The organism is Corynebacterium aquatimens, from assembly GCF_030408395.1.
Lineage (GTDB): Bacteria > Actinomycetota > Actinomycetes > Mycobacteriales > Mycobacteriaceae > Corynebacterium > Corynebacterium aquatimens.
This window is the reverse complement of record NZ_CP046980.1, coordinates 2,085,659-2,104,612: the sequence shown is the minus strand read 5'-3', so window position 1 is coordinate 2,104,612 and position 18,954 is coordinate 2,085,659. Positions and strand designations below refer to the sequence as shown.

Annotated in this window: 14 protein-coding genes; 13 read left to right on the top strand and 1 reads right to left on the bottom strand. The window is 61.5% G+C overall.

Annotation, left to right across the window (positions count from 1 at the left end):
* Positions 1 to 148 precede the first annotated feature (148 nt).
* From CAQUA_RS09540 to CAQUA_RS09495, 10 genes are all read left to right on the top strand, one after another.
* A complete protein-coding gene (locus tag CAQUA_RS09540; RefSeq protein ID WP_196825334.1) occupies positions 149 to 2,137 on the top strand; it encodes a dynamin family protein in 1,989 nt (662 codons plus the stop codon).
* Positions 2,138 to 2,225: 88 nt separating this feature from the next.
* Positions 2,226 to 5,894 (top strand): type VII secretion protein EccCa, encoded by a 3,669-nt coding sequence (gene eccCa / locus CAQUA_RS09535; RefSeq protein WP_196825335.1) that lies wholly within the window; start codon positions 2,226 to 2,228, stop codon positions 5,892 to 5,894.
* 3 nt (positions 5,895 to 5,897) lie between these two features.
* The gene (locus tag CAQUA_RS09530; RefSeq protein WP_196825336.1) at positions 5,898 to 7,097 is read left to right on the top strand and encodes a type VII secretion-associated protein; all 1,200 of its coding nucleotides are present in this window, start codon (positions 5,898 to 5,900) and stop codon (positions 7,095 to 7,097) included.
* A gap of 98 nt (positions 7,098 to 7,195) precedes the next feature.
* Positions 7,196 to 7,516 carry a WXG100 family type VII secretion target gene (locus tag CAQUA_RS09525; protein WP_196825337.1) on the top strand — a complete coding sequence of 107 codons (321 nt, stop codon included), beginning with the start codon at positions 7,196 to 7,198 and terminating at the stop codon, positions 7,514 to 7,516.
* Positions 7,517 to 7,581: 65 nt separating this feature from the next.
* Complete coding sequence (locus CAQUA_RS09520; RefSeq protein ID WP_196825338.1) at positions 7,582 to 7,869, top strand: WXG100 family type VII secretion target; 288 nt, start codon at positions 7,582 to 7,584, stop codon at positions 7,867 to 7,869.
* Positions 7,870 to 8,187: 318 nt separating this feature from the next.
* Entirely contained in the window at positions 8,188 to 8,631 is a 444-nt protein-coding gene (gene rplM, locus CAQUA_RS09515; RefSeq protein WP_196825339.1) for a 50S ribosomal protein L13, read from the top strand.
* Positions 8,631 to 9,218, top strand: coding sequence for a 30S ribosomal protein S9 (rpsI, locus tag CAQUA_RS09510; RefSeq protein ID WP_231375577.1), 588 nt, complete (start codon positions 8,631 to 8,633; stop codon positions 9,216 to 9,218). The genes rplM and rpsI overlap by 1 nt, the downstream gene beginning before the upstream one ends.
* Positions 9,219 to 9,804: 586 nt before the next feature.
* Entirely contained in the window at positions 9,805 to 11,148 is a 1,344-nt protein-coding gene (gene glmM / locus CAQUA_RS09505) for a phosphoglucosamine mutase (protein WP_196825340.1), read from the top strand.
* A 155-nt stretch (positions 11,149 to 11,303) separates the two neighbouring features.
* Complete coding sequence (locus CAQUA_RS09500) at positions 11,304 to 11,609, top strand: hypothetical protein (RefSeq protein ID WP_196825341.1); 306 nt, start codon at positions 11,304 to 11,306, stop codon at positions 11,607 to 11,609.
* The gene (locus tag CAQUA_RS09495) at positions 11,602 to 12,969 is read left to right on the top strand and encodes a hypothetical protein (protein ID WP_196825342.1); all 1,368 of its coding nucleotides are present in this window, start codon (positions 11,602 to 11,604) and stop codon (positions 12,967 to 12,969) included. The genes CAQUA_RS09500 and CAQUA_RS09495 overlap by 8 nt, the downstream gene beginning before the upstream one ends.
* Before the next feature lie 258 nt (positions 12,970 to 13,227).
* Here the strand turns inward: CAQUA_RS09495 and CAQUA_RS09490 are convergent, their stop codons facing one another.
* Positions 13,228 to 14,079, bottom strand: coding sequence for a poly(ethylene terephthalate) hydrolase family protein (locus tag CAQUA_RS09490; protein ID WP_196825343.1), 852 nt, complete (start codon positions 14,077 to 14,079; stop codon positions 13,228 to 13,230).
* Positions 14,080 to 14,156: 77 nt separating this feature from the next.
* Here CAQUA_RS09490 and glmS point away from each other — a divergent pair, with 77 nt between their 5' ends.
* From glmS to alr, 3 genes are all read left to right on the top strand, one after another.
* Entirely contained in the window at positions 14,157 to 16,019 is a 1,863-nt protein-coding gene (glmS, locus tag CAQUA_RS09485; RefSeq protein WP_196825344.1) for a glutamine--fructose-6-phosphate transaminase (isomerizing), read from the top strand.
* A 16-nt stretch (positions 16,020 to 16,035) separates the two neighbouring features.
* Positions 16,036 to 16,689 carry a hypothetical protein gene (locus CAQUA_RS09480; RefSeq protein WP_196825345.1) on the top strand — a complete coding sequence of 218 codons (654 nt, stop codon included), beginning with the start codon at positions 16,036 to 16,038 and terminating at the stop codon, positions 16,687 to 16,689.
* 539 nt (positions 16,690 to 17,228) lie between these two features.
* Entirely contained in the window at positions 17,229 to 18,950 is a 1,722-nt protein-coding gene (alr, locus tag CAQUA_RS09475) for an alanine racemase (RefSeq protein ID WP_196825346.1), read from the top strand.
* Positions 18,951 to 18,954 lie beyond the last annotated feature (4 nt).

Genomic DNA, 18,954 nt, shown 5'->3' with positions numbered 1-18,954 from the left:
AAAGCTCCTTGAAGTGGGAACCCGTGATACCGGCACTATACCTAAAGTTTGCACCGTATGATCGGGGAAGTTGTTCCCTAGCAGATGAAAGGCCAGCCCCGTGCCTGACATGCCAACGCCACAGCCCGTGCCACGTCAAGGTCAACCGATGCCGGTGCCACGAGGGCAAGCTCCCGCCCAACAGGTAGGCGCACAGCATCCGCAGCCGTCTGCCCGCCAGCGCGCAGCGCACGCGCTGAACCACTACGCGGAAAAATTGCTGCGCCCCAACGGGCTCGATGACGTTGCGGATCGTGCGCTCGAGGCATTCTCCACGGAGAAGCAGCGCAACGTAGTAGTGCTCATCGGTGAGGTCAAGCGCGGCAAGTCAACGCTGGCGAATGCGCTCGTGGGCAGCCCTGGCCTTACCCCGACGGGGGCGGGCACAACCACGAATATCCCTATTGCGCTTGGGCCGGCAAACGAGTCGGTGCCGGAGGGCAAGGTTGCGTTGTACACGGGTTCCGGGTCGACGCTCGTGGACGCGCATGAGCTGGACCAGTGGGTGAACTCTAAAACAGGCACGATCCCCGTGGGTGACCAAGAGGAAGCAGTGCTTCGCGCCTACTGCGCGGTGCCGAATTCAAAGATGGGCCCAGCCGTAGTCATCGACGCGCCGGGTATCGGTGGGATTGATGACGTTGACCCTCAGGTGGCTAATGACACGGCTGCTCAGGCCAGCGTGATTGTGATCGTGGCGGATTCCACGGCGCCGTTGACAAAGCCCGAGATGAACTACATCAAGGCTGCGAGCGAATCCACCGAATCCATCGTGGTTGCGGTGACCAAGACGGATAAGAACCTCACGCGCTGGCGCAGCATCGTGGACAATGACAAGGCTTTGATCAAGCAGCACATCGGTCGTGACATCCCAGTAATCGGCGTCTCGTCCCTGCTGCCGGACCTCAATGTTGGCCGTCATTCAGGCGTGGATACGGAGCGAATGGAAGAGCTTTCCGGCATTAAAGAACTGCGCGGGTTCATCCAACAACAGTTCCGCGGTGCGGAGAACATCCCAGCGTCCAACGCGCTGCGCATACTGGTGGAGGGAGTCCGTGAGCTGGATACTCGGTGGGAGAATCGGCTCAAGGTCGTCCGTGAAGGCGCCAGCGTTGTTCCGGAGCTAAAGAAGGATCTGGAAAAGCTGGAGACCATCAGAACCAACGCGGAGCAGTGGGACATCTTCCTCCAGCGCGACATCACTCGTGCCCGCCAGGCGGCGACAGCCAGGCTTGATGACGAGTTGGGTGAGATCCGCAAGAAGTGGACCGACATCATTGACAAAGCTGGGATGAAGACCCTGCGCTCGAACCCGAGTCACTTCACCGCAAAAATTGAGCAGGACTTCCAAGAAGCCGCGATGAAGGCGATCGCGGAATTCGTTGCCCAAATTGAGCAGCAAGTGATCCTTCCGCGTTTCCCCAACGCCAACGACCGCAGCAAAGTCATCGGCGAAATCCAGAAACAGATCGAGCTGGGCGAGATCAAGACCTCCGAGGTTAAAAGCGGAAGCAAGGACGCGTTCGATCCGATGATGCTGATGATGGGCTTTTCCGGCGGCAGCATTACCGCTACCGCGCTGAGCTCATGGGGCCTCGCCGCTGCGTTGCTCGGACCAGCTGGGGTCATCGCCGTCGGAATCGGTGTCGGTGCCAGCTGGATCGGAATTAACTTCGGCTTCCGCGCAATGCGCCAAGGAAAGCAAAAGCTCACCCAGTGGTTGCGCGAAACGATGGGCGTGACGCGCAGCCACGCTGAGCGATCCATGTCCACAATCACGAGCTACGCGCAGCCCGTGATCAAAATCCGGTTCAAAGAGAACAACAAGGCAGCTATCGCGGATCTTCAAAAGCGCATCAAAGAGGCGCAGGAAGCGGATGCTCAAGACCGGGAGGCTCGCAAGCAGGAGATCGCGAAACTGGAAAGAAACCGCGAAGTAACCGCGTCCGTTATCCAAAACGTTGAGAAATTGCGCGCTGAGCTCTCACGCATCGACACGATCCCTGACCAGCGACGCGCGCAGATCGAGGCCCAGCCACAATTAGCCCAATCCGTGAACGCGGAACTCACTCCGCCCGCGCCGGGTGCGTCTTTGTAGTAACGTAGCCGTAACAGCCGGGGGGCTGTGAGGCGGGGAACAAGATCCACGCCACGGGTTTTATACGGGGTTTTTCATAGGGGGGACAATGCTCGGCGTTGATAACGATCCGGTACGGCCTTTTGCGCGCGGTGAGAGCGATCCGCCACCGTTGCCGCACGGCTCTTTGGATACCGAGCCGGTTCCGCAGGCGGTGCGCAAGGCGCCGGAGCCACTCATTCGCTTAATCCTGCCCGTGGTGATGGTGGCCGCGATCGGTGCGATGGTGGCTGCGATGGCCCTGTCCGGCCGTGGGATGAGCCCCATGATGATGCTTTTCCCGTTGATGATGCTGATGGGGTTAGCCACGGCATTAAACCCGCAAGAGAAGGCGGGTGATATTGATGAAACGCGCCGGGTGTACCTGCGCCACCTGGATGCGTTGACGGTGCGAGCGCGAGCAAACGCTGACAAGCAACGGGCGCATTCGACCTTTATCCACCCGCACCCCTCCTGGTTGGCCACGGCTGTTGATGCGGCCCGGGTATGGGAGCGTGATGCCGGGGATGAGCACGCTATGCAGGTTCGTATCGGGCTTGGCTTGGAATCCTTGTGCACCCCGGTCGAGGTCCCCGATCCAGGATCACCGGAGGACTTAGACCCAGTGTGTGCTGTGAGTCTGCGGCGCACTGTTGCTTCGGTGAGCACGGTGCCTGACATGCCGGTCGTAGTCCAGCTCGACGCCTTCGGGTTGGTCACTTTGGCCGGGCCGAATGCGGCCGATGTTGCGCGGTCGATTATCTGCCAGCTGGCATTCTTTCACGGTCCGGAGCTCGTGGGCATCGACGATTTCACGCCGATGAGTACGTACACCAAGTGGTTACCCCATACCCGTGCGACGAATGAGGCCACGTTCCGGATCGCCGTGGTCGGCGCCGATGCCGTCGCGCAAGTTCCCGCGAGTGACTATGACTGCATCATCGCGGTGAGTGTGGATGCCGAAGCACTTGTTCACGACGGCGCGTTTCACTTGGTCTGCGGCGGACGCGACAGCGGGGACGGCGGTCCCGGGTTGGACGTGGTCACGGCCACAGGCGTGGAAGAACTTGGGAAGTGCGACCTGTTTAGTGACGGGGAGGCGGAATTTGTCTGCCGCAGCCTTGCGTACTACCGCCGCCCGACGAGCGACACGAAGGTGTCTGGGGGCGATCTTCTTGGGCTGCTGGGAATACCCAGCATTAGTGATCTGACCGCAGACACCATGTGGCCGGGCAGGGAGGGTACCAAGCAGCGGCTCATGGTCCCCATCGGCGTCGATCCGATTGGTGCGCCGGTCTATCTGGACCTGAAAGAATCCGCTCACGGCGGGATGGGCCCGCACGGTTTATGCATCGGTGCCACGGGTAGCGGTAAGAGTGAACTGCTCCGGACGCTGGTGGTGGCCTTGGCGGCGACGCACAGCCCCGAAGAGCTCAACTTTGTCCTCGTCGATTTCAAGGGTGGTGCCACGTTCCTTGGGGCAGAGGCATTACCCCATACGTCCGCGGTCATTACCAACCTGGAAAACGAATCCATCCTTGTGGAGCGTATGCACGACGCGATTTCGGGGGAGATGAATCGCAGACAGGAGTTGCTCCGTGCGGCTGGCAATTTTGCCAACATCACGGATTACACAGCGGCGCGGCTCGCCTCACGCCCTGATCTAGCGCCGCTTCCTGCGCTGGTCATCGTGCTGGATGAGTTCTCGGAACTGCTGGGCCAGCACCCGGATTTCGCGGACCTGTTCGTCGCGGTCGGGCGATTGGGGCGCTCATTGGGTGTGCATCTTCTTCTCGCTTCGCAGCGGCTTGAAGAAGGCAAGCTACGCGGCCTTGATTCACACCTGTCCTACCGCATTGGATTAAAGACGTTCTCTGCGGCGGAATCGCGCCAAGTTTTGGGTGTTCCCGATGCCTATGAGCTGCCCGCGGATCCCGGTAGCGGCTTCATCACATCGGCAGGGACGGAGCTGATTCGCTTCAAAGCCAGCTACGTCTCCGGGCCGATTCCCCACGCCGCGGCTGCGGACACGCCTGAGTACGGCGCCCAGGTGAGCCTGTTCATCGGGTGGGACGATCCCATTGAGCAGCTCTCAACAGCGCAGTTCAACCGCATGGAGTCGCCTGACGTAAACACCGGCATCACCGTGATGGACGCGATCGTCGATGCCGCCTCACGCGCGGCGGCACAGCGCCGTCTCCGCGCTCACCAGGTCTGGCTACCGCCGCTGCCCGTAAGTGTTGAAATCTCCGCCGTGTGCGAGTCTGTCGGGTTCATGCGCGTCGCCATCGGACTTATCGACGAGCCGTATCACCAACGCCAAGACGTACTTATTGCTGACCTGATGTCCTCCGGCGGCCACCTTGCGCTTGCCGGCGGCCCGCAGACAGGAAAATCCATGTTCGTGCGCACTTTGATTACGTCACTGGCCGCGACGCATTCGGCTAACGACGTGGGCGTGTACATCATTAACGCTGGCCACGGCGAATTCGCTGCGTTGGATTCCCTTCCCCACGTAGCGGCGGTCGCATCGGTGGCGGATGCGGAGCGCACCCGCAGGGTCGTCGACGAAGTTCTAGAGTTCATCGAAGTCCACTCCGACGCGGACAGCAGCAACTCCGAATCCGGCTCGCGGCATATAGTTCTGGTGGTTGACGGTTGGCACGCGGTCATGGCGCAGGACTCGCCACTGGAGGACCTACGCGAACCACTCGCGCGTATTGCGTCCGAGGGCCCGGCCGCGGGAGTCCACCTGGTGCTCACGACTCAGCGATGGAACGCGGTGCGCCCCAATGTTCGTGACCTCATCGGTTCGCGCATGGAACTTTCGCTCACCGAACCCATGGATTCGCTGGTGAACCGCAAAGTACAGGAAAAACTCCCAGCGCTCCCCGGGCGGGGGCTCACCCCGCAGGGCAAGTACATGCTCGTCGCCACAACGGCGGACGAAGACATCGCCCATGTCGCCCGCCACGCCGCAGACCGCGGTGACACGCCGGTCCCACGGCTCAAGGAAGTGCCCGCCCACGTGGACCTTATAGATCTCGTACCCACCACCGACGACCGTCCGCTGCAGCTGTTCCTCGGTATCGGCGGCCGTGCGATTGAGCCTGTTGCTCTTCGCGGCCAGCACCTCATCGTCACCGGCATGCAGGGAAGCGGCAAGTCCACGGCGCTGCAAGTTCTCATTCATCAACTCCGCGAAGCGCCGCGGGAACTCGCCCGCATGGTCATTCTGGATCCGCGCCGGGCGCACTTGCTCCACGCGGATCACCCGATGGTCGCGGCCTACGCAGGGTCCACGGATGCGGCCCGCGCGGCGATCGCGGATACCGTTGCCACGCTGCGCTCACGCCTCCCGGGCCCCGAGGTCACCGCGGAGCAGCTCGCTGCCCGTTCCTGGTGGGAGGGCCCAGAGCTCTTCGTGCTTATCGACGACCTGGATCTCGTCCCTGCCGAACACTTACGCCCCCTCATCGACCTGCTCCCGCACTCAGTAGACATTGGCCTGCACGTGGTGGTTGCCCGCAAGTTCGGCGGGATCTCCCGCGCCGTTCTTTCGCCGTTCCTATCCACGTTGCGCGATCAACTGCCGGACGCGGTAGTGCTCAGCGGCAACCGGGAGGAAGGTGCTGTCTTTGGTATCCGGCCAACCACACAGCCGCCGGGGCGCGGCACGTACATCACCGCCGGTGACACCGGGGGTTTGATCCAACTCGCGGACGTGGGGAGGGAGTAAACCATGGCCGATCTGACCGTGACCATTAAAGAAGGTCTGACCATCTTTGAAGGCGTCAGCACTGTCTACCGCTACGACAAGCTCAGCGTCGCAGAGCTCGCCGACCACATCCGCGGTCTCGCGTACGACGCTGGCCACGCCGGATTCGCACTGCATCTCACGGCAACGCGCCAATGGGTCGAAGACCTCACGACCGCCCTCGCCGACGCGGACCTCATCATCACCGCCACCATCACCGATGAGGACCGCACCCGCACCGAAGAGCAGCACCGTGCAGCCACTGTAACTACCGCAACCACTGCAACCACCGCAACCGCGCCACCCTTCCTGGAAGTCCCCGGCAGGCACGCCGCTGTTGAGGAATCCTCGCACGACGACGATCCACCAACCGGCGAATTCGCCCCCGTAGACCCCGAGCCATACATCGCGGAGCCATACACCGCGGAGCCATACACCGCGGACCCATACAGCTCGGCTATTGATTCTCTCGACCTTGAACGCCCCGACGCTAGTTCGCGCCGGTCCCGCCACAGTGACTCGCATTCGTGGCGCAGCCACGGGGACTCGCTTTCGTGGCGCCGCTGGGCAGTGGCCGGTGCGGCGGTGGGCGTCCTGGCGGGCAGTGCTTGGGCAATCGCCAGCGTGAGCAGTGCTTCCAGCCCACCGGGTACCGCACCAGATTCCTCGCACAGTGCGGTGACCAGTACGTCGATTCCCACCACCAGCGCTGGGGGATCGACGGGGGCGGCTGGGGGATCGTCGATAAGCGAAAGCTCTTCGAGTACCACGAGCGCACCGCGGACCGTGCGGGTGGAGCAAGAGGGGCTCAGCGTGGAGCTTCCCGTGGGGTTCACCCTGGCCGCGGATGAAGACATGTGGCGGGCCACGGGGCCGGATCCGAATTTCCGGCTCCAACTCGCTGTCGACGCGTTGTACGGCGTTCCGGCGAACGCGATGCTCGACCAAGTGCAGCGGGAAATCGACGCCGATGCGGCTTTAACGCCGCTGTTCCGCAACGACCGCAGCATGCGCTACCAGCAAAAGCTTGACGACGGCTCGGAGGTCTACTGGTACACCTGGATCGATCCGAAGAACCCCGACTACCAGCTGTCGTTGGGGTGTCACACGCGGCGAGCGCCTACGCGCGCTCAGCTGGCGACCTGCCAAATGGCCACCGAAACAGCCCGGTTTACCCCTCCTTAGGGGTAGCCGGAAAAAAGTTTCGCAACGGATGGAACCTGAAGGCCGCTGCGTGAGTCTAATGAATGTCCACTCAAAACAAACACAATGGGGGTAACTCAATGAGTAACAGCAATTTCAGAACCGAAGCCGACGTGATGCGCGCGACGGCAAACAATGTCGACAGCACCAACGATTCCGTGATCGCGGAGCTCAACCGCGTTCAAGACGTTGCGCAATCCACGCGCAGCTTCTGGCAGGGCACCGCGCAGGCGCGCTTTGACCAACTCATGGTGCGTTTTGACGACGCGGAGCGACGCCTGTCCGAAGCTCTGCGCGACATCGCCACCAACATCCGCGACAACGCAGTCAACTTCGAAGACGTGGATGCAACCAACGCCGATTCCTTCTCCGGGATCGAACCGGCTGGGCTGAGCCTGTAAAACCAGCCGGAATCAACCGAAACTAACCGATTGCAACCGAAAGCAAGAAAAGTAAAGGAACCACGATGTCAGTAATCAAGTACGGATTCGGATCCCTGGCCACGGCGGCCACGGACATTGAAACCTCCTCCCTCGCCATCGGCGCTCAGCTGGAGGACCTGAAGGGACAGATCAAGCCGATGGTGTCCGCCTGGGAAGGTGACGCAGCGGACAGCTACCTGGCCCACCAAGCCAAGTGGGATCAGGCAGCCGCGGAACTGAATGAGATCCTCACCGCTATCAGCCGCGCTGTTGCAGACGGCAACGACAGAATGCGGGCAGTCAACACCGCGGCAGCGAACAGCTGGGGGTGATGACGCACGAGAAAAAGTAAGTGGGTTTTTTGAAAAGGGTTTCTCCTGAATCTGCCTAGATTCAGTAACACTCTTCCCCTTTCAGCCGGGCACGCACCTTATTAGTAACTAGTAAGACGCGACTGGGCCGCCTGGTTGGATGGGGAAGAGTGTTTTTGTTTTTGCTGGTCTGTGCTCTAGGGTTGTAGCTCTGTGCATCACGCGTGCGCCGCAGCTGTGGCGCGCACCCCGCCGGGTCTCCACCGGCCGCCGGAACTGGGGGAGCGGTTGCTCGTTTATGGCTGGCAGTTTTTCAGATCAGACTTTGAGGAGTCTTTCATGTCTACTTATCACCCGAAGAGCGGTGACATTACCCGTAAGTGGTACGTCGTCGACGCTACCGACGTGGTGCTGGGCAAGCTTGCTTCCACCGTGGCAGACCTGCTGCGCGGCAAGCACAAGCCGCAGTTCGCGCCGAACGTTGACACCGGTGACCACGTCATTGTTATCAACGCTGAGAAGATCGCAGTGTCTTCCAACAAGCGCGACCGCGAAATGCGCTACCGTCACTCCGGCTACCCGGGTGGTCTGAAGTCCATGACCCTGGGTCGTGCGCTGGACACCCGCCCGGACCGCGTCATCGAAGAGTCCGTCAAGGGCATGATGCCGCACAACCGACTGTCCCGTCAGTCCATCAAGAAACTGCACGTTTTCGTGGGTGAAGAGCACCCCTACGCATCCCAGAAGCCAGAGCCCTTCGAGTTTAAGCAGGTGGCACAGTAATGACCGAGCCGATTAACAACGAGAACAACGAGCTGGCCGCTGCTGAGGCCGCTGACGCTGCTGTTGAGTACGCTGCACCGGAAGACATCGCTGCTGCGACCGCTGCAACCGAGGAGTTCAACTACACCATCGGTGACGCTGTTTCCTCCGAGGCTGACACCGCAGATGAGGCCGAAGGCTACGCCGAGCCGGTGTACCACGAGGGCCCGATTCAGACCGTTGGTCGTCGTAAGCGCGCTATCGCTCGCGTCACCGTCGTCGAGGGTGAAGGCAAGATCACGGTCAACGGCCGCGAGTTCGAGGAATACTTCCCGAACAAGCTGCACCAGCAGGACATCCTGCAGCCGCTGACCCTGCTCGAGCGCGAGAACCAGTTTGACATCAAGGCCAACATCGGCGGCGGCGGCCCCACCGGCCAGGCAGGTGCCCTGCGCCTTGCTATCGCCCGCGCGCTGAACGTCTACAACCCGGCTGAGCGCCCGACCCTGAAGAAGGCCGGCCTGCTCACCCGTGACGCCCGTGCCGTGGAGCGCAAGAAGGCTGGTCTTCACAAGGCCCGTCGCGCACCGCAGTACTCCAAGCGTTAATTGCCAGGGCGGCGCCCCCGCCCGTGCCACTGCGGCACTCAAAACCCCCGCGTTTTGCCTCCATATCCCAGGCCCCCTGGGCGGAGCGCGAAAAGCGGGGGTTTCGTATGTCATCCCCCTCGCGCGGCACCGTGGGCTGCCGTGCCATGCACGCGAAGTTGGCCGGGAGCAAGAAAAATGGCCTGAAATCTGCAATTTTGGACGCTCCGGGCCAACTTTCCTTTGGGGGAGCGCCGGGTGGGGGCGGGAGCTGACTTGGCCCGGCGTGAGCGAAGTTGGCCGGGAACCAGAAATTTGGCTTGAAATCTGCAATTTTGGACGCTCCGGGCCAACTTTCCTTTGGGGGAGCGCCGGGTGGGGGCGGGAGCTGACTTGGCCCGGCGTGAGCGAAGTTGGCCGGGAGCAAGAAAAATGGCCTGAAATCTGCAGTTTTGAGCGTTCCCGGCCAACTTTCCTTGGGGGGTGGTGCACTGAACCTAGGGGAGCGCTGAGGAGGGGGAAAGGGGGAGAGCGGCGGAGAAGAAGGCGCGGGAGAGGGGGAGGGGCGGGCCTAAGCGGAGCAGCGGGGCCGTGCATAATTGACGGCATGACTCGACTGTTTGGAACTGACGGTGTCCGCGGCTTGGCCAATGAGAAGCTCACGGCGCCGATGGCGCTGAAGTTGGGGCAGGCGGCGGCTGTGGTGCTCACGGAAACCAAGCGGTCTGACCAGCGGCGGCCGACGGCGATTATCGGCAGGGATCCGCGCGTGTCGGGGGAGATGCTGGCCGCGGCCATGGCGGCTGGGATGGCGTCGAAGGGCGTTGACGTTTTGCGCGTCGGTGTGATTCCCACCCCGGGTCTGGCGTTTCTTACGGATGACTACGGTGCGGACATTGGGGTGATGATCTCCGCGTCCCACAACCCGATGCCAGACAACGGCATCAAGTTCTTCTCCGCGGGCGGGCGCAAGCTCGACGATGATCTGGAAAACGACATCGAGATGACCATGGCCGAGATCAGTGAAGGCGGACCCACGGGCACCGGTGTTGGCCGGATCCTCGAGGAATCCCGCGATGCACATGACCGCTACCTGGATCACTTAGCGGAGTCGATCACAACACGGCTGGACGGAATCACGGTGGTGGTGGACTGCGCGAACGGCGCCGCGTCGCGGATTGCGCCGGAGGCGTATGCGGAGGCTGGGGCAAAGGTCATCCCGATTTTCAACACGCCCAACGCCTACAACATCAACGACAATTCTGGGTCGACTCATATTGAGCAGATTCAAAAGGCCGTCGTTAAGCATGGTGCGGACCTTGGGCTTGCGCACGATGGTGACGCGGACCGCTGCCTGGCGGTAGACGCTGAGGGTAACATTATCGACGGCGACCAGATCATGGCGATTCTTGCGCTGAGCATGAAGGAGAAGTCCGCTCTACGGAAGAACACGCTGGTAGCGACGGTGATGAGTAACCTGGGTCTCAAGCTCGCGATGCAGCGCGAGGGCATCACCGTTAAAGAAACGAAGGTCGGTGACCGCTACGTCCTCGAGGAACTAGCCCGCGGTGATTATTCACTGGGCGGGGAGCAATCCGGACACATCGTCATCCCGTCGCGTGCGACGACGGGTGACGGAACCCTGTCGGGCCTGAGCATCATGGCGCGGATGGCGGAAACCGGCAAGTCGCTGAAAGAACTCGCCAGCGTGATGACGGTTTTGCCGCAGGTGCTCATTAACGTGCCCGTGTCCGACAAGTCCCTGATCCTTGACAGTCAGGCCGTCAAGGCCGCAATGGCGGCGGCGGAGGAGGAGCTGGGTGAATCCGGCCGCGTTCTGCTGCGCCCATCAGGCACCGAGGAGCTCTTCCGCGTCATGGTGGAGGCCGCCGAGTCGGAGCAGGCGCGCCGTGTTGCGGGCCAGCTGGCCGCTGTTGTCGCCGCGGTATAAGGAAAAATTTCTAAAGAGGTTGTCGCAGGTCACCGTAGAATTCCTGCGGTGGCGACAAACTTTTTCTATGCTTGAGGGAACCGCTGGGGGTTTAGCGGAGTCTAACTAGGGACAACCTTTTTAATTTTTCTTTTCAAGGGGGCGGAACAATGAGCGTGCCTATGCACGTAGATCCTGATGAAATGCGGTCGCTTCTCCGGTCGGAGATAGATCGCTACACCACGGCCATAGAAACGATGAATGCGCAGCGTCCCGCGCTGCGTCCGGGAGATTGCGGCGAGGGTTTCGTGTCCCACGGCGAGCAACTCGCGGCGGCTGTGGACATGGTCCACGACCAGACGATTAAGCGTTTGCAGCAGCGCATCAGGCAGTGCGAGGAGATAGCCAAGCTTATCGACGACGTGTCGCTTGCTGACGACGTGAATGCGGATCAAGTCAGCCAGGTGAGTCGCCATGGGTAATTGCCAGACGAAAGAGGCGCTTAGTGAGATCGCCACACGCGCCCCGGCCATTCCCGGCGCGAGCGTTCTCCAAGTGATGAGCATTGTCAACGCCACAGCATCTATTTCCGCGAAAGTGGACTGGACCAGCGGTTTCAATCCGTCGTCCATCCCAAGTGGTGTGAACAAACTGTGTCAGCTGTCCGACGCCGGGGCCACGCTGGGTGCTGGTTTTGGGGATTCGCACAGCCGCCTGAGCGATCGTCTGAGTGATAGCGGCGAGTGGCTCCAATCCGTTGGCGTCCTGCCGCAGGAGCAAAAGCTCGACCGTGACCAGGCACAGCACTTAAGCGACGTCGACCAGCTGTGCCAGAAGACCATCCAGTGCATCGACAGCATTTCCACCATCGACGAGTCTGCAAACTGCAGTGCCCAAGCGATGCTGGAAATCGTCTGCAACCTGCTTACCGTTGCTACCCAGTTCCCGGAACTCAACATCGGCACCATGATCGCGTCCAGCGTCATTGAATGCTTGAAGTTCGTCGAAGAAATCTTCACCGATCGCAACGACACCATCGGCTGTTGCTACGACACCTTGAAGGGTTTGTGCGAGGAAGTCAGTGCGAAAGAACCTCCGCCCTGCAAGGAGTACAACCCCGGCGGGGCCTCCAACAGCCCAGGCGGAGCCTCCAAGAGCGTCACACCAGCTGGCGGTACACAGCCAGCGTCCGCCAGCGAGGGGTTCAAGTCCGTGGAGAAATCCTTCGGGACCAGCACGAGCACAGCAAGCAGCGGATCATCCACCACTTCAGCTGGCTCAGTAGCCACGTCTGCCGCCTGTGTAGCACCGCAGCTTCCACAGATGAACCTGCCTCATATGAACTTGCCCCTACCTCAGGTGCCACTGCCACAGGTCTCCATTGACGTTGATGTCTCAGTCGAGGTGTGTGCGCAGGGGCACGCGGACATCGAGTTGGGTGCTGGTGGTTGCGATTGCCAGTGCGAGCCGAAGTGTGAAGAACCACCAGCTCCGCAGCCGGCTCCGGAACCACCGCCGGTGGAAAAGAAGCCGCCGGCGCCCACTACGGACGGGACGTTTACGCCACCGCCGGAATTGGCGGATGTGAAGGAACCACCGCCACCAGCCAAGAAGGTTCAGATGACCGGCGGGGTACCCGACAGCGTTCCTGCCCAGGCGCCAGCGGAACCTGCGAACAATACGGCGCCAGCGGAACCTGCGAAGAACACCGCGCCAGCGGAGCCAGTGAAAGACGTGACGCCGCAGGGCGGATCTTCCGCTGATGTGGGGAGCAGCAGTGCTGGCAGTTCAGCAGGCAGTAGCTCAGAGACGACGCGGGCACGGAAGGCACGGAACTGGTGATGGATTTCAACGAATTCGCTCATGCTTTCCGGGAGCGCACGGCGCGTCGAATGCTGGAGTTCGAGGCTGCGTTAAAGGAATCGCAACGGCAAATGGAACAGACGGCGCGGTCCCAGGCGGCGGCTAGGACGATGAATGTGCCGAAGCCGCCGCAGCACACCCCGCGTGGTGTCTACAGGGGGCTCAACCGCGGGCAAGTGCAATCGATTTTGCGGAAGGAGGGGCCGACGGCAACCGGGGCAGGTTAGTGAGAACCGCTTAGAACAGGCCGGACTTCTGCTCGCGGTGGAGGCCGGCGGCTTCAGCCAGGTCGGTGCCGGTGATGGACTGCACGCCGTTGCCGGAGGCATCCATTTCAGAGAAGGAGGAGTACTTGCCGGTGCCTTCGAGTTGGTGAAGGAAGAAGCCGGTGAGTAGGCCGCGGGTGGTTTCTTGGACGGCGCGCTTGGAGCGGCCAACGCCGACGAGGAGTTTCTTCAAGTTGTCCTCGCTCAACGCCTGCTGGTTGCCCTTCTTGATGGAGCGGTAGACCACCGGGCCAGCCCAGTTGTACGCCAGTTTGGCCGGGTTGCCTGGGTCGAAAATTGCGTTCGCATCCTTGTCCGGGCCGATGATCATGCCGGGGATGTAGAGGGAACGGGCCGCAGTGACGGCGGACGGTGCCACGTCAGCGGGGTAGACCGCAGCGATTGCGTTGACCTTGTCGTTGTCCACTGAGGCCAAGACCGCGGCGCCGCCGCCCATGCCGTGGCCGGCGATCCCCAGCTTGCCCGGGGAAACGGTGACGTTGCCGTTGCCCAGTTTCACGCCCGCCAGGATCTGCAGCGCGGACTCAAGGTCAGCTGCGAACCCGGCGTGATTTGGGCGAAAGCCCTTTTCCGTATCGGGGGCAGCAACGGCGATACCCCAGCTAGCCAGGTGGCGCAGTGTCGCGTGGTAGTCGCCGACGTTTTTCATCCAGTCGTGGCCGAAAGCCACGCCGGGAATCCCGTTGCCTTTTTCGGGAACGTAGATCTTCCCAGGCAGACCGGTGTACCCCAGGTCGCCTTCCATCACGCGGTGCGGGCCCCGCTTGGACAGTTCGGCAAGGTTTTTCAAGTTCGCAGACACGCCCAACAGAATACTTCATCGGGCCTATCGGTGTCTTTTAGATGTCTTTGAGCCCGCGGGCATTATTGTGGGAAGGCATGTGTGGAATCGTGGGTTACGTCGGTGATAAGCAAGCCCGTCCCATCGCAGTGGAAGCACTGCGCCGGATGGAGTACCGCGGCTATGACTCGTCAGGCATTGCGGTTGTCGGTGGGGGCAGTGTGGCCGTCGCTAAGCGTGCGGGAAAGCTGCAGAACCTCGTCGATAAGATCGAAGAGCTTGGACCAGAGACCTTGAGTGGTACGACGGGCATTGGTCACACGCGGTGGGCGACGCATGGGCGTCCGACGGATGAAAATGCGCACCCGCACGTGTCCTTTGATGCTAAAGCCGCCATTGTTCACAACGGCATCATTGAGAACTTTGCCGCGCTTCGCGACGAATTGGAGCGCGACGGGGTGCAGATGAGCTCGGATACGGACTCTGAGGTCGCCGCGCACCTGCTGGCTAAGGCATACAACGACGGTCCGACCAAGGGCGATTTTAAAGAGTCCGCGTTGGCGGTGCTCAACCGCCTTGAGGGCGCGTTCACTATTTTGTTCGTCCACGCTGATCACCCGGACCGCATCATTGCGGCACGCCGGTCCACGCCGCTGATCGTCGGTGTGGGTGAGGGCGAAATGTTCTTGGGCTCAGACGTGGCTGCGTTCATTGAGCACACGAAGAATGCCGTGGAGCTGGAAACGGACTCCGTCGTGGTGATTGATAAGGACGGATATGAGATCCTCCACTTCGACGGCACGCCTGCGGAGGGTAAGCCTTTCACCATCGATTGGGACCTTGAGGCCGCGGAGAAGGGTGGCTATGACTCCTTCATGATGAAGGAGATCTTTGAGCAGCCCGCTGCCGTGCGCGATACTCTGGCGGGCCACTGGGACGGTGACCGCGTCACGCTGGATGAGAACTCCATTACCCAAGCGGAGCTCAAGGCCTTTGACCAGGTGTTCGTTGTCGCTTGTGGTTCGGCGTACCACTCCGGTCTGGCTGCGAAGTACGCGATTGAGCACTGGGTCCGCATCCCGGTGCAGATTGAGGTGGCGAGCGAGTTCCGTTACCGCGACCCGGTGTTGGATGAGCGCACGCTGGTGCTGGCTATCTCCCAGTCAGGTGAAACTGCGGACACGCTCGAGGCCGTGCGCCACGCCAAGACCCAGGGCGCGAAGGTGCTGGCGGTGTGTAACACCAACGGTTCGCAGATCCCGCGTGAGTCTGATGCGGTGCTCTACACCCACGCCGGTCCGGAGATCGGCGTTGCATCCACGAAGGCGTTTCTCGCCCAGGTCGCTGCCAACTACATCGTCGGCTTGGCGTTGGCGCAGGCTAAGGGGACGAAGTACCCGGATGAGATCCGTGACATCTGGAATGAGCTCGAGGCCATTCCGGCCAAGATCGAAACGGCCCTCAACGTGCATGATCAAGTCCAGCACGTCGCGGAGACCCTCGGCGCGGTGAAGACCATGCTCTTCCTGGGCCGTGGCGTGGGATTCCCGATCGCGCTAGAGGGCGCGCTGAAGCTCAAAGAGCTGGCCTACATCCATGCGGAGGGCTTCGCTGCGGGTGAGCTCAAGCACGGGCCGATCGCGTTGATTGAGGATGACCTGCCGGTCGTGGTCATCGTTCCGAGCCCACGCGGCGTGAGCCAGCTGCATTCCAAGATCGTCTCCAACATCCAGGAGATTCGCGCCCGCGGCGCCAAGACCATTGTGATCGCGGAAGAAGGCGACACCGCGGTGGAGCCCTACGCCAACTGGCTGATCCGCATCCCGCAAACCCCGACGATCATGCAGCCGCTCCTGGCTACCGTGCCGCTGCAATTCCTCGCTGCGTACATCGCGGTCGAGTGCGGCAATGAGGACATCGACAAACCGCGCAACCTCGCAAAGTCCGTGACGGTCGAGTAGGAGACGCTGATACGTAGTGCTCGACGCTCTAAAGTTCGCCTTCGTCGATTCTATAAACCTCCTGCTCATGGGGGTTGTCGTGACCGTCGGTATCATCGCCCCGCGCGGGAACTACACAAAAACCACCGCGCGGCTGATCGCGGGCGACTGGCTGGGTGTGGCGGCGTTAGCGCTGCTCATGCTCATCATTTTCGATGGCTTGGGCGCGCTTGTCCAGCGTTTCGTCGAGGGCCCGATCTTCGGGATCCTGCTCATCGCCACCGGCATCCTCACCGCGGTGCTGGCCTTGCGCGGCGACGACAACTCGAAGCTCATTGAGCGCATCGTCGCTCCTCTTCGCACGCCGTCAGCATCAACCATCGGCGTGGGCTTCGCCCTAGGGCTCATCCAGTCGGCGACCTCGGTGCCGTTTTTCGGGGGGCTCGCGCTCTTATCGACGGCCGGAGTCAGCCTAACCACCCGCTACGCGTTTTTGATCCTCTACGCCACCGTTGCACTGAGCTTGCCGACGGTCGTTGCCCTTCTGGTTGGGCTCGTCCGCGCCAAACCTGACAGCGCTGCGGCACGGGTCTTTGAGCGCGCCCGGGACAATTCCGCTGCCGTGACCTCTGGTGCCACCTGGGCTGTTGCGGTCCTGCTCACCCTGCTGGGCGTCACCCACCTCCTCTGACCGCCTTCTGATTACCCTCGGCCCATCCTCTGATCAGCGCGCACCGGCCGACCCTGACAACAGCGAGCAAGTGTGAGGCGGTGATCCAGGTGGGTCCGCGGGTCTAGTGCGGGGGTGTAGATCCGTGTGAATCTGCGCGGGTAAAACCGCAGGTCGTGTTCGGCTTATTTTCATACGGATCTACAGTGGGGTGGTCACACGCGGCGGTTCGTTGCTCGGGGTCCAAATGCTCGCTTTTACATGCTCGTTTTACGGGATGTTGATATCGGCAGATGCTCGTTTTACGAGTAATTCGGGTGTTCTGGGGTGGAGTAAGGCGAGCATTTGCGCGAGGGGCTGGCTAAAGCGAGCAAGTGTGAGGCGGTGATCCAGGTGGGTCCGCGGGTCTAGTGTGGGGGTGTAGATCCGTGTGAATCTGCGCGGGTAAAACCGCAGGTCGTGTTCGGCTGATTTTCATACGGATCTACAGTGCGACGAATAGATGGGCCGTGGGTGGCGCGGGAGCGGCGGGCGAGGTGTTGGTGGCACAATTGTTGTTCATGACCCAGCGGACTGAACTCGGCCCGGACTTGCTCACAGCGCGCGTGAATGTGCAGGCAATCACGAGTAATACTGCTGCGCTGAAGCAAGCGGTAGGTGACACGCAGTTGATGTGCGTGGTCAAAGCAGATGCCTATAACCACGGTGTGGAGCGCTGCATCGGTGCCATGGAAGCTGGTGGTGCCGACGCTTTTGGCGTTGCCACGTTCGAGGAAGCTACCCAGCTCAAAAGTCTGACTAACAAACCGGTCTTGGCGTGGATTTGGGTTCCTGGTCAGACGATCCCTCAGGGCATTGAGCTTGGCGTGCCGACGATGCAACACTTGCGCTATCTCCTCGAGGACCGGGTAGAAGGGGACCGGGTAGAAGGGGAGTCGCGCGTTGAGGAAGAAAATGCTGCTGACCAGCTGGTGGGCAGCCCGCTGCGCGTGCACCTCATGCTGGATACAGGAATGAACCGGTCGGGGATCGATGAGGAGGATTGGGCAGAAGCCTTTGAACTCGCCAGGTCAGGTGAACGGAACGGGACCTTCAAAGTAGTTGGTCTGATGTCGCACCTGGCCTGCGCGGATGATGTGGAGGGTGGACCGACCAGCGAATTCAATCAGGTGCAGTCACAGGCCTTTGCGCGCGGGGTTGAGCTGGCACAACAGATGGGGCTAGAACTAGAGCGCAACCACTTCTCTAATTCACCGGCAACGGTGTCACATGAGAACTTGCGCTATGAGATGGTTCGGCCAGGGATCGCTCTGTACGGCCTTGACCCGCACCCGGGTTTTCCGGTGGCTGTTGAGTTGGAACCGGCGATGAGTTGGGTGGCCCGCGTTACTGCCGTGAAACACATCACGCAAGGCGAAGGCGTGAGCTACGGCCTGACCTGGACCGCCCCGGAGGATGGGTGGACCGCCGTGATCCCTGCCGGGTACGCGGATGGCGTGCAACGCAACTGGCAAGACCACCTGGAAGTCACCATCAATGGCAAGCGGTACCCGCAGGTAGGGCGGGTGTGTATGGATCAGTTCGTGGTGTGGCTGGGGCCTTCTGAAGGCCATGGGGTGCGGGTCGGGGATGAAGCCGTGATCTTCGGCGCGGGCGGAATGAGCGCAACCGAACTCGCCCAGCGCACCGGTACGATCAACTATGAAGTCGTCTGCAGCCCGACCGGGCGAACGGTACGGGAGTTCTTCTGTGCTCCCGCAAGTGGGAGCACAGAAGAGATAACTGAAGAGACAGCTGGAGGGATCACTGAAGAGACCACTGAAAGAGCAGGGGATGTGCTGGTGCGGTGCGAAACCGCGGAGGACACCAGGCAACTGGGGGAGCAGCTCGGCAAGACGCTCACAGCCGGCGACGTGGTGATCCTGGATGGTCCGCTGGGGGCGGGCAAAACCACGTTCACGCAAGGCATCGCCACAGGCCTTGGCGTGAAGGGCCGGGTCACTAGCCCGACGTTCATAGTGGCTAGGGAACATTCGTCGATAAGCGATGGGCCCAGCTTGATCCACGTCGACGCGTACCGGCTTGAGGGCGACATCACGCAGCTCGACGCCCTTGATTTGGACACGGCGTTGGAGGACGCGGTGGTGGTCGCGGAGTGGGGCGCGGGGCTCATGGAGGAGCTCGCGGAGGACTACATCGTGGTCACGCTCGACCGGGAGACGGCGGTGCGGGAAGACCCGTCGAGTGAAGCGCGAATTATTCATTGGGCCATGCCGCGGTAGGGTG